Source organism: Komagataeibacter sp. SM21, assembly GCF_041402665.1.
Classification (GTDB): domain Bacteria; phylum Pseudomonadota; class Alphaproteobacteria; order Acetobacterales; family Acetobacteraceae; genus Komagataeibacter; species Komagataeibacter saccharivorans.
Genome location: NZ_JBGLOV010000002.1, coordinates 349,242 through 364,330, shown reverse-complemented (window position 1 = coordinate 364,330; position 15,089 = coordinate 349,242). Strand labels below are relative to the sequence as shown.

The 15,089-nt window shown below is 62.6% G+C and carries 14 protein-coding genes and 1 other RNA gene; 11 read left to right on the top strand and 4 right to left on the bottom strand.

The window, feature by feature from the left end; translation table 11 throughout:
• Window positions 1-1,077 carry a quinone-dependent dihydroorotate dehydrogenase gene (locus ACBR42_RS03710; protein ID WP_282757437.1) on the top strand — a complete coding sequence of 359 codons (1,077 nt, stop codon included), beginning with the start codon at window positions 1-3 and terminating at the stop codon, window positions 1,075-1,077.
• Window positions 1,074-1,949, top strand: coding sequence for a TIGR01459 family HAD-type hydrolase (locus tag ACBR42_RS03705; RefSeq protein WP_371207293.1), 876 nt, complete (start codon window positions 1,074-1,076; stop codon window positions 1,947-1,949). The genes ACBR42_RS03710 and ACBR42_RS03705 overlap by 4 nt, the downstream gene beginning before the upstream one ends.
• A gap of 17 nt (window positions 1,950-1,966) precedes the next feature.
• On the opposite strand, the gene ACBR42_RS03700 is transcribed toward ACBR42_RS03705, so the two are convergent.
• Complete coding sequence (locus tag ACBR42_RS03700) at window positions 1,967-2,551, bottom strand: YqgE/AlgH family protein (RefSeq protein WP_102323114.1); 585 nt, start codon at window positions 2,549-2,551, stop codon at window positions 1,967-1,969.
• A 135-nt stretch (window positions 2,552-2,686) separates the two neighbouring features.
• Here ACBR42_RS03700 and ACBR42_RS03695 point away from each other — a divergent pair, with 135 nt between their 5' ends.
• From ACBR42_RS03695 to ACBR42_RS03685, 3 genes are all read left to right on the top strand, one after another.
• Window positions 2,687-3,445 carry an SDR family NAD(P)-dependent oxidoreductase gene (locus tag ACBR42_RS03695; protein ID WP_110546631.1) on the top strand — a complete coding sequence of 253 codons (759 nt, stop codon included), beginning with the start codon at window positions 2,687-2,689 and terminating at the stop codon, window positions 3,443-3,445.
• A 2-nt stretch (window positions 3,446-3,447) separates the two neighbouring features.
• Window positions 3,448-4,371: a polyphosphate kinase 2 family protein gene (locus ACBR42_RS03690; RefSeq protein ID WP_371207292.1), complete on the top strand. Its 924-nt coding sequence runs from the start codon at window positions 3,448-3,450 to the stop codon at window positions 4,369-4,371.
• A gap of 178 nt (window positions 4,372-4,549) precedes the next feature.
• Complete coding sequence (locus ACBR42_RS03685; protein ID WP_243705357.1) at window positions 4,550-4,948, top strand: hypothetical protein; 399 nt, start codon at window positions 4,550-4,552, stop codon at window positions 4,946-4,948.
• A gap of 77 nt (window positions 4,949-5,025) precedes the next feature.
• Here ACBR42_RS03685 and ACBR42_RS03680 read toward each other — a convergent pair whose 3' ends face one another.
• From ACBR42_RS03680 to clpS, 3 genes are all read right to left on the bottom strand, one after another.
• Window positions 5,026-5,349: a YnfA family protein gene (locus ACBR42_RS03680; RefSeq protein WP_102323118.1), complete on the bottom strand. Its 324-nt coding sequence runs from the start codon at window positions 5,347-5,349 to the stop codon at window positions 5,026-5,028.
• 93 nt (window positions 5,350-5,442) lie between these two features.
• Window positions 5,443-7,773 carry an ATP-dependent Clp protease ATP-binding subunit ClpA gene (gene clpA, locus ACBR42_RS03675; protein ID WP_102323119.1) on the bottom strand — a complete coding sequence of 777 codons (2,331 nt, stop codon included), beginning with the start codon at window positions 7,771-7,773 and terminating at the stop codon, window positions 5,443-5,445.
• 162 nt (window positions 7,774-7,935) lie between these two features.
• Entirely contained in the window at window positions 7,936-8,367 is a 432-nt protein-coding gene (gene clpS / locus ACBR42_RS03670; protein ID WP_243705329.1) for an ATP-dependent Clp protease adapter ClpS, read from the bottom strand.
• 261 nt (window positions 8,368-8,628) lie between these two features.
• Here clpS and ACBR42_RS03665 point away from each other — a divergent pair, with 261 nt between their 5' ends.
• The 6 genes from ACBR42_RS03665 (at window position 8,629) to ACBR42_RS03640 (ending at window position 15,070) form a co-directional block, all read left to right on the top strand.
• Window positions 8,629-9,747, top strand: coding sequence for a D-alanyl-D-alanine carboxypeptidase family protein (locus tag ACBR42_RS03665; RefSeq protein ID WP_102323120.1), 1,119 nt, complete (start codon window positions 8,629-8,631; stop codon window positions 9,745-9,747).
• 135 nt (window positions 9,748-9,882) lie between these two features.
• A complete protein-coding gene (map, locus tag ACBR42_RS03660) occupies window positions 9,883-10,692 on the top strand; it encodes a type I methionyl aminopeptidase (protein WP_118962923.1) in 810 nt (269 codons plus the stop codon).
• A 47-nt stretch (window positions 10,693-10,739) separates the two neighbouring features.
• A complete protein-coding gene (gene ggt / locus ACBR42_RS03655) occupies window positions 10,740-12,512 on the top strand; it encodes a gamma-glutamyltransferase (protein ID WP_102323122.1) in 1,773 nt (590 codons plus the stop codon).
• Window positions 12,513-12,578: 66 nt separating this feature from the next.
• Window positions 12,579-12,673: signal recognition particle sRNA small type (gene ffs / locus ACBR42_RS03650), an RNA gene on the top strand.
• A 66-nt stretch (window positions 12,674-12,739) separates the two neighbouring features.
• Window positions 12,740-14,731, top strand: a complete 1,992-nt coding sequence (locus ACBR42_RS03645; RefSeq protein ID WP_371207291.1) for a DNA polymerase III subunit gamma/tau — start codon at window positions 12,740-12,742, stop codon at window positions 14,729-14,731.
• 15 nt (window positions 14,732-14,746) lie between these two features.
• Window positions 14,747-15,070 carry a YbaB/EbfC family nucleoid-associated protein gene (locus tag ACBR42_RS03640; protein ID WP_102323124.1) on the top strand — a complete coding sequence of 108 codons (324 nt, stop codon included), beginning with the start codon at window positions 14,747-14,749 and terminating at the stop codon, window positions 15,068-15,070.
• Window positions 15,071-15,089: the final 19 nt, after the last annotated feature.

Below are 15,089 nucleotides of genomic sequence, written 5' to 3'. Positions count from 1 at the left end.
ATGAATATCATGTCGCGTATGATCCTGCCCCTGATGCAGCGCCTGGACCCCGAGGACGCCCATCGTATCGCCCTTGACGCCCTGCAACTTGGCCTGGGCGGCGTATCCTGCCCCGGTAACGATGACCCGGCCCTGTCGGTCCGCGCCATGGGGCTGCGTTTTCCCAATCCCATCGGCATGGCGGCCGGTTTTGACAAGAATGCCCTTGTGGTCCGTCCCCTGACACGTTCCGGTTTCGGCTTTGTCGAAGCGGGCACCGTCACCCCGCGTCCGCAGCCGGGCAATCCGCAGCCGCGTCTGTTCCGCCTGACGGAAGACCGCGCCATCATCAACCGCATGGGTTTCAACAATCAGGGCATCGACCGCTTTGCCGTGCGTCTGGCGCGCCTGCACCGTGTGTCCTCCCCGCGTCGCGCGCCCGGTGCGCAGGTGCCGGTGGGCGCGAATCTGGGCATCAATAAAACCGGCGCGGATCCCGAGCGCGATTACCCCATGCTGGTCGGGCGCGTTAAGCATTATGCCGATTATATCGTAATCAACCTGTCTTCCCCCAACACGCCGGGCCTGCGCGACCTGCTTGAAGCATCGCGGCTGAAGGGCATTCTGGATGCGATCAACACCGCCCATCCCGAACGTCCGCCACTGCTGGTCAAGATTTCGCCTGATATCGCGCATGACGATGTGCCGGGCGTGGTCGAAGCCGCCATTGAAGGTGGCGCGCAGGGTCTGATCGTGTCCAATACCACCATTTCGCGTCCCGCAGGGCTGCTCAGCCCCCATGCGGGTGAAAGCGGTGGCCTGTCCGGTCGCCCGCTGCGCGCACTGGCGCAGGACATGCTGACCCGGGTGGCAAAGGTCGCCAACGGGCGCGTGGCGCTGGTCGCCTCCGGCGGTATCGAAACCGGCGCCGATATTCTTGATCGCGTGCGGGCCGGGGCGGATCTGGTGCAGATCTATACGTCCTATATCTATGAAGGGCCGGGTATCCTTCGCCGCCTGAAAGCGGAAACCCTGCGTGCGCTGCGTGCTGAAGGGTTCGAGACCCTGGCCGATGCGAAGGGAACCGCCCTGACATGAAGTGGCATGACGGGATGGCCGGTCTGGCGGACAGGTATGACGGCTTCATCCTGGACCTGTGGGGCGTTGTGCATAACGGTGTCGCGCCCTATCCCGGCGTGCTGGACTGTCTTGGTCGGCTGCGTGCGGCGGGTCGCCGCGTGGTGCTGCTGTCGAACGCCCCGCGCCGCACGGCCACGGTGGAGCCGGGGCTGCGCCGCATGGGTGTTACGGCCGATCTGTATGATGCGATCATGACCAGTGGCGAGTGTACGCACCGGATGCTGGCGGCCCGCAAGGATGCGTGGTTCGCGGGGCTTGGGCGGCGCATGCTGCATCTTGGCCCCGACAAGGATGTGGATGTCTATGCGGGGTTGGACCTCGATATCGTGACCGATCCCGCCCATGCTGATTTTGTTCTTAACACCGGGCCGGATGCGGAACTGGGGGAGGAGGACATTGCCCCCTACCTCCCCATTCTGGAACAGTGCGCCGCCCATAAGCTGCCCATGATCTGCGCCAATCCGGACCAGCAGGTCATTCGCGGCAACGTGCGCCTGATCTGCGCCGGGGCCATGGCAAGCTGGTATGAAAGCCGGGACTGTGCGGTGCGCTGGATCGGCAAACCCTATCCGGAAGTTTATGGTCTGGCGCTGTCACTGCTGGATGTGCCGTCCGATCGCGTACTGGCGGTTGGCGATGCGCTGGCAACCGATATGCGGGGTGCGGCCACCGTGGGCATTGATGGCTGCTGGGTACTGGGCGGCATCCATCAGGAAATGCTGGGTGGTAGCTGGGAACATGGCCGTAACGCCGATTATGACCTTGCGGTGGCCGAAGCGACGTCTGCGGGGCTCGCCCCGGTGGCCTGCGTGCCTTCCCTACGCTGGTAGGGAAGGGCGCGCGTCGTTCAGGCGTGACCGGCGGCCCCGCTGAACCATGCGGGATCAATCCGCACGCTGGCCAGCGCCTGTCGCCATTTGGCGTCATGGTCGGGACCGAACACGATGTTTTCAGTCGCCGGCGCGGTGATCCACGCATTGTGGTGCAGCATCTCGTCTTCAAGCTGGCCCGCTTCCCAGCTTGCATGCCCCATGGCCAGAAGCGCGTGGGCGGGGCCGTTGCCGTCGGCTATGTCGCGCAGCACGTCAAGGCTGGCGGTCAGCGTGGTGGTGCGGTCTACCGGCAGGCTGCCATCCCCGCTCCAGTCCGACGTATGAAGTACGAATCCGCGCCCGTTATCCATCGGGCCGCCCGCGCACAGGTTGATGCGGCGGCGTGGCGGTACGGGGGCGATGCCAAGCTGTTCAAGCACATCGTCCAGAACAGGCTGTGACAGGCGGCGGTTTACGACAAGGCCCATCGCCCCGTCCTCAGGCGTGTGGGCGCACAGATACACGACACTGCGCGCAAAGGCGGGATCGGTCAGGGCCGGGGTTGCCACCAGCAGGTGGCCGGTCAGGCTGCAGCCTGAAGGTATTGTGAAGGAAGCCATACCCCACCATAGAACCTGATCCGCCTTATATTTGCAACTATCGCGGGCATCTTGTGGCGATGATATGCCCCATGACGGAAGGCTGGCGATATGCAAGGCTGGGCTTCCACCTTCCATGCAAGCAGGAGAATCCCGATGAAGCAGATTGCACTGGTAACCGGTGCCACCGCCGGATTGGGCAAGGCGATTGCGGAACGCCTTATCCACGATGGCTACCGCGTGATCGCAACTGGCCGCCGGCAGGAACGTCTTGATGAACTGGCGGGGCAGCTTGGCCCGGACCTGCTTCCCTTCCGTCTCGACATGGATGACGCGGCGGCCATCGCGGCCCTGCCGGGCAGCCTGCCCGATGGCTGGCGCGATGTGGACGTTCTGGTCAACAACGCCGGTCTGGCGCTGGGCATGGAAAAGGCGCAGGACGCCGACATTGCCAACTGGCAGGGCATGATTTCCACCAACGTGACGGGCATGGTCGAACTGACCCGCGTGCTGCTGCCCGGCATGGTGGCGCGTGACAGGGGGCATGTCATCTCGCTGGGCAGTACGGCGGGCATCTATCCCTATACCGGCGGGAATGTGTATGGCGCGACCAAGGCGTTCGTGCGCCAGTTCATGCGTAACCTGCGCTGCGACCTGCTGGGTCATAACGTGCGGGCGACCAATCTGGAGCCGGGCATGTGCGGTGGCAGCGAATTCAGCAATGTCCGCCTGCGTGACGATGCGAAGGCCGCCGCCGTCTATGCTGATACAAAGCCGCTTCAGCCTGCCGACATAGCTGAAACCGTTGCATGGGTGCTGTCGCTGCCCCGCCACGTCAATATCAATGAAATAGAACTGATGCCGGTCTGCCAGTCCGCCGGTGGCCTTTCCGTGGCGCGCGGTATGAAGGAATGAGCATGAGCGACAAGGATATCGGCAAAAAGCTGGCCCGTCGTTTCGCGGTCCATAACGGGCATGATTTCTCCCTGTCCGCCTGTCCCACGCGTGCTGCGGAAGCATTCGGTCTGGACAAGAAAACCGGCAAGCAACTGCTGAAGGCACGGGTGCGCGAACTTACGCGGCTACAGGCCCTGCTGTACGCGAACAATACATGGTCAGTGCTGGTTGTGCTGCAGGCCCTCGATGCGGGCGGCAAGGACGGCGTGATTAAACACGTCATGTCCGGCGTCAACCCGCAGGGCGTCAGTGTCACGTCGTTCAAGCAGCCCGGTCCGGTCGAACTGGCGCACGGCTATCTGTGGCGGGAACATTTGGCAGCCCCGTCCGCGGGCCGGATCGGTATTTTCAACCGCAGCCATTATGAGGAAGTGCTGGTCACGCGCGTCCATCCCGAACTGCTGGACCATGAATGCCTGCCGCCAACCCTGCGCAAGCAGGACAGTTTCTGGGAAAACCGGTACCAGGACATCAGTCATTTCGAGCAGTATATGGCCCGGCAGGGCACAATCGTACTGAAATTCTTCCTGCATCTGTCCAAGGAAGAACAGCGCCAGCGTTTCCTGCGCCGGATCGACCATCGCTCTCGCAACTGGAAATTCTCCCCCGCCGATATCCATGAACGTCAGTACTGGGATGACTACCAGCGCGCCTATGAAGACGCGATCCGGCGTACCGCCCATCCTGACGCGCCGTGGTTTGTCGTACCCGCCGACCAGAAATGGTTTGAACGGCTGGTCGTGATCGAAGTCATGATTGATGCACTGGAAAAGCTGCATCTGAAGATGCCCGCATCCGATCCCGCCATGGAAGCGGAGATGAAAAAGGCCCGCCAGAAGCTTCTGGCCGAAGCGCCGGACAACAGGCAGGGCGCACTTCATTGACGCGCGCCGCTGTGCCCCGCAAAACGGTGCCATCTGACATACAGGATGGAGAACGGGTGTGATGGTGGCACGGTGGCGAACAGGTGGGGCGATAGGTCTGGCGATGGCGCTCGCGCTGCAGGCAGGATTCGCCCCATCCGCCGATGCGCGGAGTCGTGAAAGGTCACGGCAGACCGAAATGCCCGATGTCGGTTCCGTGCCATCCACCTGCGATGACGCCAGATTCCTGTCCGATGTGGAAGCCGCGGAAAGCACGACGGGCCGTCATCCCGACCGGGTCGAGCATGTCTGTGGGCGCGTGATCGCGGTATCGACCGCTAAACGGACCCGCAGCGGCTGGCACGGATATTTCTATGTCGATGTGGGACACGGTGTATCCATCCGCATCGTGTCTGATCTGGACCGCATGACGGCACCGTCATGGCCATGGGTCGCCAAGGGCGATCAGGCCGATGTGCTGGGACGTTATTATTATGACAGCCCACGCAGTCAGGGTATCGACTGGACCCACCACGGCACGGGGCGCAACTGGCCCGTTGAAGGCTATGTGATCGTCAACGGCACGCGTTACCAGTAAAAGCCAGCCTTGGGGATGGTCGGGAAATCATCAGGAAACACAGATTATTTCCGGCACTCCCACAGGGGGATGCGCAGTCAGGCCCGCGGACCCAGCAGGATGACCGCAGCCCCCAGCAGGCAGATTGCCGCCCCGCCCATATCCCAGCGGTCAGGCGGCAGTCCTTCCACCAGCCATGACCAGATCAGGCTGGCGGCAATATAGACACCACCATAAATGGCATAGGCCCGCCCGGCATTATCCGCCGGGCTGAATGTCAGCAGCCACGCGAACAGCACCAGCGACAGGCAGCCCGGCAACAGCACCAGTGGCGAACGGCCAAGGCGCATCCACGCCCAGAAACAGAAACAGCCGCAGATTTCGGCAAAGGCGGCGGGGATGTAGATAGTGGCGGTCAGCATGGATTCCCTTATGGCCCGAACAGGGGATTATACAAAAACAGGGGCCATTTCTGGCCCCTGTTCCTGTTCGGTGTTCAATAATGGCAGAAGTGCTTAGTCAGCGGCTTCTTCTTCGCGGGTGCTATCGCCTTCGTCACCTTCCGTAGCGGCGTTTTCCGCCTGGGAGATATATTCGAAATCCAGCTTCCCGTCCTTGAGCGTGATCTTGGCGACCCCGCCCTTGGTCAGCTTGCCGAACAGCAGTTCTTCCGCCAGCGGCTTCTTGATGTGTTCCTGAATGACGCGGCCCAGGGGGCGTGCGCCATACAGGCGGTCGTAGCCACGTTCCGCCAGCCATTCCCGCGCGGCCGACGAAATCTCGATCATCACGTTCCGGTCCGCCAGTTGGGCCTCAAGCTGGAAGATGAACTTCTCCACCACGCGGTCCACCACTTCGGGCGACAGGTTGGCGAAGGGAATGATCGCATCAAGCCGGTTACGGAATTCGGGCGTGAAGATGCGCTTGATCGCATCCTCGTCGTCCCCTTCGCGGGAGGTGCGGCCAAAACCGATCGCCTCCTTGCTCAGGTCCGCAGCGCCTGCGTTGGTCGTCATGATCAGGACCACGTTACGGAAGTCCACCGTCTTGCCGTTATGGTCGGTCAGCCGCCCGTGATCCATCACCTGCAGCAGCACGTTATACAGATCCTGATGCGCCTTTTCGATTTCATCAAGCAGCAGGACCGCATGCGGGTGCTGGTCGATGGCGTCCGTCAGCAGGCCACCCTGATCGAAGCCGACATAACCCGGTGGTGCACCAATCAGCCGTGAAATCGAATGCCGCTCCATGTATTCCGACATGTCGAAACGGATCAGTTCGATACCCAGCGTGCTGGCAAGCTGCTTGGCCACTTCCGTCTTGCCGACACCCGTGGGGCCGGAGAACAGGTAGTTGCCAATGGGCTTTTCCGGGTCGCGCAGTCCGGCGCGGGACAGCTTGATCGCGGCGGTAAGCGCCTCGATCGCCTTGTCCTGCCCATAAACCATGCCCTTGAGGTCGCGTTCGAGCGAACGCAGCGTTTCCTTGTCATCCGTCGAAACGCTCTTGGGCGGAATACGCGCAATCTTTGCGACGATGTCCTCCACGTCCTTCAGCGTGACCGTCTTGCGGCGGCGGTTTTCAGGCACCAGCATGCGCGATGCACCAACCTCGTCAATCACGTCGATGGCCTTGTCGGGCAGCTTGCGGTCATGGATGTATTTGGCGGACAGTTCCACCGCACCCCGGATCGCATCATCGGTGTAGCGCACCTTGTGGTGCTTTTCGTAATTGACCTTCAGCCCGCGCAGGATCTTGACCGCATCATCGACCGAGGGTTCCGCCACATCGATTTTCTGGAACCGGCGTACCAGTGCGCGGTCCTTTTCGAAATGCTGGCGGTATTCCTTGTACGTGGTCGAACCCATGCAGCGCAGCGTGCCTGCCGCAAGGGCGGGCTTGAGCAGGTTGGACGCATCCATCGCCCCGCCCGATGTCGCCCCTGCGCCGATGACGGTATGGATTTCATCGATGAACAGGATGCTGCCGGGGTTGTTGTCCAGTTCGGTCACGACCGCTTTCAGCCGTTCCTCGAAATCACCGCGGTAGCGCGTTCCCGCCAGCAATGCGCCCATGTCCAGCGAGTAGATCGTGGAATGAAGCAGCACTTCCGGCACGTCACCTTCGACAATGCGCTTGGCCAGCCCTTCGGCAATGGCGGTCTTGCCCACACCCGGATCACCCACATAGAGCGGGTTGTTCTTGGTGCGGCGGCACAGGATCTGGATCGTACGCTCGATTTCGGAGTCGCGGCCGATCAGGGGATCGACCTTGCCGTCCTGCGCCTTCTCGTTAAGGTTGGTGCAGTAGGTGGACAGCGCATCCTGGCTTTTCTGCCCGGTCTTGCCGCGTTCCTCGTTTTCACTGCCTTCGGGCGTGCTGCCCGCGACGGGACGGCGCGTGGAGCGGTCCGGCGCCTTGGCGATGCCGTGGGAAATGAAGTTGACCGCATCCAGCCGCGTCATGTCCTGCAACTGCAGGAAATAGACGGCGTGGCTTTCCCGTTCGGCGAACAGGGCCACCAGAACGTTTGCGCCCGTCACCTCATCACGCCCGGTCGACTGGACGTGGATCGCGGCGCGCTGGATCACGCGCTGGAAGGCGGCGGTGGGCTTGGGGTCAACCGTACGGTCGGCGGCGAGTCCCGCAAGGTCCTTGTCAAGGAAGTCTGTCAGGTCGGTGCGCAGCTTGGCCAGATCCACGCCACAGGCGCGGAATACCGTCACGGCATCCGGATCATCAATCAGCGCGAGGAGGAGGTGCTCAAGCGTTGCATATTCATGCCGGCGGTCGCCAGCCAATGTCAGCGCACGGTGAAGCGTCTGTTCAAGATTACGTGACAACATGCCGAGACGCTCCTTTTTCCAGAGGGGCCACCCGGGCCCCGGAGATCATAACCGGTAAGTCAGGACAATCCTTGCCCTGTTGCGGTGGAAATGCCAGCACAAAATGCCATGGAACGCGACCGGATCGCGACGGGGGCTGTATGATGCGCTTGTCCGTGGGGGTCAGTCCTTCTCGATGGTGCATTGCAGCGGGTGCTGGTTCTGGCGGGCCAGATCCATCACCTGTGTTACTTTGGTTTCGGCAACCTCATACGTAAAGACCCCGCACACACCCACACCGCGTTTGTGAACATGCAGCATGATGTCTGTCGCCTCCTCGCGGTTTTTCTGGAAAAAGCGTTCCAGAACATGCACCACGAATTCCATCGGGGTATAATCATCGTTCAGCATCAGCACCTTGTACATCGCCGGCTTGCGGGTCTGTGGTCGGGTGCGGATGACAACATCGATCATGCCATCATCGTTTCCGGGCGGGGAATCCTGTCCGCCATTACGGCGCGGTGGCGTGTTGCCGCCGTGTCCGCATGGACGGAGGCTTTCCGTGCGGCCATGCGGCACGGGGCGGGGCAGGGAGGATCGGGCGATAGCAGACATGACAGTTACCATATTGGAACTTGGCCGCTGGTTGAAAGGGGCGCGTGGCCCCGGACGGAAGGAATTTTTATGTCCCGTTCCTGGGGCACGCTGTCACCGTGTTGTCGCACAACATCATAAATACGCTCTGGACGAATAGAAAACCTTTCTTTTAGTATGGTTGCAGCCAAGCAACCCATGAATGGATGGAGGGATGCCGGATAACTACCGTGCATTCGGAAACCGTATGATGATTATTGCACGCGCAGGTTTCGCCATCCCATGAGCCGCCTTTCCATGACCCGTTTTTCCCGCCTGAAGGTTGCATGCACCGTCGGGCTTTCCGTTGGACTTGGGGGCATGCACGCGGCCCACGCCCAGTATGTCGGCCAGATGAGCACCATCGTGGTCGATGCGAAATCCGGGGCGGTGCTGTCCCAGCAGGACCCCGACCTGCGGCGTTATCCCGCCAGCCTTACAAAGCTTATGACGCTCTACCTTACTTTCAAGGCCGTGCGGACAGGGCAGGTTACGCTGGATCAGGTCATGCCGGTTTCGGCCCATGCGGCGTCTATGGAACCGTCCAAGCTGGGGCTGCGGCCCGGTTCGCACCTGACGGTGGAACAGGGCGTGCTGGCGCTGGTGACCAAGTCCGCCAATGATGCCGCCTGCGCGCTGGGTGAATTCCTCGGCGGGGGGGATGAAACCCGTTTCGCCGCGATGATGACGCGCGAAGCCGGTCGGCTTGGCATGTATGACACCGTATTCCGCAATGCATCCGGCCTGCCGAATCCGGAACAGATGACATCGGCGCGGGATCTCGCGGTTCTGGCGCGGCACCTGATCGTCGACTACGGCGAATATTATCATTACTTCGCGGTGCCCGGCTTCTACTTTCATGGGCGGACCGTGCCCAATCACGACCCCATGCTGGGTGCCTATCCCGGGGCCGACGGTCTCAAGACGGGCTATACGGACGAGGCGGGGCATAACCTTGTCACCTCCGCCGTGCGGGACAATGTCCGCCTGATCGGGGTGGTCATGGGCGCGCCGTCCAATAACCGCCGTAACAAGATGATGGCCGACCTGCTGGACCAGAGCTTCCAGGCGGAAGGCGTGGCCCCCGTTGCCCGGCCTGTCACCCGTCCGCTTCTGCTGGCGCGCGCCAGCAGCCATGCGGTGGCGACGCACCATGGTATTCAGGGCCTGAGGCTGGCGTCCGCCCGCCTGCATGGCGGCGGTGCGGATCAGGTGGCGGAAGCGCCGGCCATTCCCGCATCCTTCACGCGCTTCCGGCGCGGGCATGCGACCACCACGGCGACGGCGCATGCGCGCGTGCATCTGGTGGGGATGGGGCATGTAGCCCATACCACGCATGTCCATGCGAAGGCGCGAAGCTGACATCGGCTACCGGGCGCTGTATAGGAACCCCATTATCTATCCGGCGCGGCTGGTTTGCGGTTCAGGCAGGTTCCTGTCGTGCATTCATGACCGCTGGCGGGTGGTCATGTGTCGAGTACAGGAAAGGATGACGGCATGGAAGGCGATATGCAGGGCGGCGGGGTAAAGATCCACGCGCCGGAGGATTTTGCCGGTATGCGCGCGGCGGGCCAGCTTGCGGCCCGTACGCTGGACATGATCACCCCGCATGTGCGTGAGGGTGTGACCACGGGCGAACTGGACCGGCTGATCCATGATTTCATGATCGCCAATGGCTCGGTTCCGGCAACGCTGGGCTATCGCGGCTATCCGGCGTCAAGCTGCATCTCGATCAATCATGTGGTGTGCCATGGCATTCCCGGCGACCGGGCGCTGAAGGACGGCGACATCCTGAACATCGACGTGACCGTCATCCTTGATGGCTGGTACGGCGATACCAGCCGGATGTACACGGTTGGCAATGTCTCCCTGAAAGCCCAGAAACTGATTGAGGCGACATATCAGTCACTGATGCTGTCCATCGATGCGGTCCGGCCCGGCGCGACGCTGGGCGATATCGGTCATGTCATCCAGACCTATGCGCAGGCGCGGCGTTTTTCCGTGGTGCGGGATTTCTGCGGTCATGGAATCGGGCGGACCTTCCACGCCGCCCCGAACGTGCTGCATTACGGCCGCCCCGGCGAAGGGCTGGTGCTGCGTCCGGGCATGTTCTTCACCATCGAACCGATGCTCAATATCGGGCGTCCGGATGTAAAGATCCTTGATGATGGGTGGACAGCCGTCACCCGCGACCGCTCCCTGTCAGCCCAGTTCGAACACATGCTGGGCGTGACGGAAGACGGGTGCGAGGTCTTTACCCTTTCTCCTGCCGGGTTTACCTGCCCGCCCTATCCCGCAGCGTTGTAAGGGTCTTCCCCTGTCTGCAGGAGCGTAAAAACACGAAGGGAGCTTCCATGCCTTTTTCTCGTGGCCTGCGGTACCGTGCCGTCCTTTTCTCGTGCCTCGCCCTGACCTTGCCTGCCGTGGGGCAGGCGGCGACGGACCCGCTGGCATTTGAAACCACGCGCACGGGGCAGGCTGTCGGACTTGCGCCGACGCCGGGCAAGAATGGCATGGTGGTCAGTGCGCAGGATATCGCATCACGGGTGGGGGCGGACATTCTGGCGCGCGGCGGCAACGCGGTGGATTCGGCTGCGGCCGTCGCCTATGCGCTGGCGGTGGTCTATCCCGCTGCCGGGAACATCGGCGGCGGCGGCTTCATGACGCTGCGCACGCCCGACGGGCATGTCACTTTCATTGATTTTCGTGAGCACGCACCGGGGCGTGCCACGCCCACGATGTATCAGGACGCATCGGGACAGGTCATGCCCGGCGCATCCACCGCCGGATGGCGGGCCGTGGCGATTCCCGGCACCGTGGCGGGAATCGAACAGGTGCATGACCGCTGGGGCAGGCTTTCGCGTGCGGATGTCATGGCCCCCGCCATTGCGCTGGCGCGTGACGGCTTCATCCTCAAACAGAGCGATGTCGATCTGCTGAACCTCGCGACTGCATCCTTTGCCCGCGATCCCTATGCGCGCAGGATTTTCCTGCATGCCGATGGCACGCCCCTCGTGGCGGGGGAGCGGCTGGTGCAGGCCGATCTGGCCCATACGCTGGAACGGATCGCGCGGGATGGCGCGCGGGCATTCTATAATGGACCCATCGCCCGTGAAATCGTCAACAGCAGCAAGAAGGGCGGCGGCATTCTGGCACGAAAGGATTTCGCCAGTTACCATACGCGCTTCATGGCGCCGCTGACCTGCGAATACCGGGGCTATCATATCGATACGGCTCCCCCGCCCAGCGGCGGTGGTGTGGCGCTGTGCGAGATGCTGAACATCCTGTCCGGCTATGACATGCATGCGCTCGGCCTGCATACCGCAGCCAGCGTGCAGCGCGAGGTGGAGGCCATGCGCCACACCTATGCCGACCGGCAGGAACTGGGCGATCCCGCCTTTGTCAACAATCCGATCCAGCACCTGACCGACCCGGCCTATGCCGGGGAAGTCCGCAAATATATTCCGCTCAACCGCGCGGTTCCTTCCGCCAGCCTGCATCCCGGTAGTGCGCAAGGCGAGAAAGAAGAAACGACCCATTATTCCATCGCTGACAGGGATGGCATGGCTGTCGCCGTGACCTATACCCTCAATGGCTGGTTTGGTTCCGGCGTCGTGGCGGGACGGACCGGTATCATCATGAATGATGAAATGGACGATTTTTCCAGCCGTCCGGGCCAGCCGAACATGTTCGGCATTGTCGGCAGTGCCGCCAACGCCATCGCACCGGGCAAGACACCGCTTTCCTCCATGGCGCCAACCATTGTTTCGCGTGATGGCAAGCCGGTTCTGGTCATGGGCAGCCCCGGTGGGTCGCGTATTCCCACCATCGTCCTGTCCGTCCTGCTGGGCGTGGTCGATTACGGGCTGGACGTGCAGCAGGCCGTTGACCTGCCGCGCATCCATGAGCAGTGGCAGCCAGATGTGGTGCAGGTGGAACATGGGGCGCTGTCGCCCGCCGTTACGCGCCAGTTGACGCATGAAGGCTACACGATCGAGGAGCATGCCCCGTGGGGACTGGCTGAAACCATCCTCGCCGGTGGGCCGCGCATCGGTAAGGCGGGCGGCATGCGCTATTATGGCGGCGCGGACATGCGCCATCAGTCCGGCGCGGCCGTGGGGGAATAAGGGGCGGGGGTATTTTTTCATCACCCCCTTGTGCATGGGGCGGGTGTATGTGTTAGAACCCGCTCGGGAGATCGGTTGTAGACGGATACCTTGCTAACCTGGTCAGGTCCGGAAGGAAGCAGCCATAGTGAGTTTCGTCCGGGTTATGGCCGGTCTTCCACCCGACAGTTTTCGTGTCGCCGTCGCGCGCCCCGCGTGACTGTCCCTTCTCCAGTCCGGATGCATCAATGACCGTCCCGTCGGATCAGGATCGTTCCGAGGAGGCCGGGTTGCCTGCGCCGCCCGCAGATGGCCCCGGCCTGTTTGGCGACGCACCATCGCCGCCACCGGCAGCCGCTGCCGCCACGCCCTACCGTGTGCTGGCCCGCAAATATCGCCCCACGACATTTGATGACCTGATCGGACAGGAAACCACCGTCCGCATCCTGCGCAACGCCTTTGCGCTGGGCCGTGTGGCGCATGCCTTCATGCTGACGGGCGTGCGCGGCGTGGGCAAGACCACAACGGCCCGGATCATCGCGCGTGCGCTCAACTGCACCGGGCCGGACGGGCAGGGTGGCCCGACGGCCGACCCATGTGGCGTCTGCCCCAACTGCGTGGCCATTCTGGCGGACCGTCACCCCGATGTGCTGGAAATGGACGCCGCATCGCGTACGGGCGTGGACGATGTGCGTGAAATCATCGAGGCAACCCGATTCCGTCCCATGCAGGGGCGGATGAAGGTCTTCATCATCGATGAGGTCCACATGCTCTCGCGCAACGCGTTCAACGCGCTGCTCAAGACGCTGGAAGAACCGCCCGCGCAGGTCACTTTCATTTTTGCGACCACCGAACTGCGCAAGGTGCCGGTCACGGTCCTGTCGCGTTGCCAGACCTTTGCCCTGCGCCGCGTGCCGCAGGTGGCGCTTGCCGCACATTTCGACCGCATAGCGCAGGCTGAGAACGTCCGTTTCACGCCCGATGCCCTGTCGCTGATCGCGCGCGCGGCGGACGGATCGGTGCGTGATGGCCTGTCGCTGCTGGATCAGGCCATAGCCCAGGGCACGCTGGATGGAGAAGGCGGCACGGATGCCGCCCCCATCGGCATGGATCTTGTGGCCGACATGCTCGGACTGGCTGATCGCGGGCTGATATTCGACCTGCTTGATGCCGTGCTGGAAGGAAAGCCCGAGCGCGCGCTGGAAATCACCACCGATGTATATGAACGCGGCGGCGATCTGGGCGTAATGCTGGGTGACGTGCTGGAACTGGTGCATACGATTTCGCGCATCAAGGCGATTCCGGCCCTGCGGGATAATCCCGACCTGCCGGAAACAGAACGTCAGCGCGGCGCCGCACTGGCCGAACGTGTGCCTGTTCCGGTTCTGGGCCGGACATGGCAGATGCTGCTGAAGGGCCTTGCGGAAGTCGAACAGGCGCCCGACCGCAGGCAGGCGGCTGAAATGATCCTGATCCGGCTGTGTTACGTGGCCGACCTGCCGCCACCGGGCGATCTGGTGCGCCGGATCATGGGGCAGGACGCGGCAGCGGCCCCCGTGCAGGTTTCCGCGGCCCCCCCGAATGCTTCCGTGAACGGACAGGGCGCGCAGGGTAGCGCGGCCATATCGGGTGGCCGTGATGGGGACCGCGAAATCCGCATGGTCGCCAATGGTGGCATGCGTGTTGAAGGCACGCCGCATCCGGTACCGGAAGTGGGACGTGCGGAAATCGTGCAGCCCGAACCCGAACAGGTAACCGCGCCGCGTACATGGCGCGAGGCCGTGGCCTTTGTGTCCGGTCGTGACGCCATGCTGCATGGACATCTGCGTCACGCCACGCATCTGGTCTCCTTCGCGCCACCGCTGGTCACGATCCGGGTCGAACGCAACAGCCTGCCCGGCCTTGCCCGGCGGCTGGAAACCGTGCTGCGCGAAGGAACCGGCGATCCGGCATGGCAGGTCCGCCAGTCCGAGGAGGAGGGCGAGGCCACACTGGCCGAACAGGGGGCGGAGATCATCCAGCTTCACCGTGCGGCGGCGCAGGCCCATCCGCTGGTGCAGGCCGCGATGCAGGTCTTCCCCACTGCGCGACTGGGGGAGGTCACGGACCATGCCCTTGATGATTACGGTCTGCCACCCGAAGAAATGGTGTCCCAGACACTGGCGCCCGATCTCGAATTCGCCCCTCTCGATGCCGATCTGGTAGAAGAGGACGATCTGGACACAGATGATTTTGCCTGAGGAGAGAAACAGAACATGAAAAATCTTGCCGGTCTGATGAAGCAGGCCTCCCAGATGCAGGCCCGCATGGAAGAAATGCAGGCCAAGCTTGAAGGCATGACGATCGAAGGCAGTGCGGGCGCGGGCATGGTCACCATCACCATGAACGGCAAGGGCGACATGAAGTCCATTCATATCGACCCCAAGCTGGCTGACCCGACGGAAATGGAAATGCTGCAGGACCTGATCCTTGCCGCCAGCGCCGACGCCCGCAAGAAGCTCGATACCACCGCCAGTGAGGAAATGAAGAAGGTCACCGGCGGTCTGAACCTGCCCGGCGGGATGAAATTCCCGTTCTGATCTTTTGCATGCAGCACAG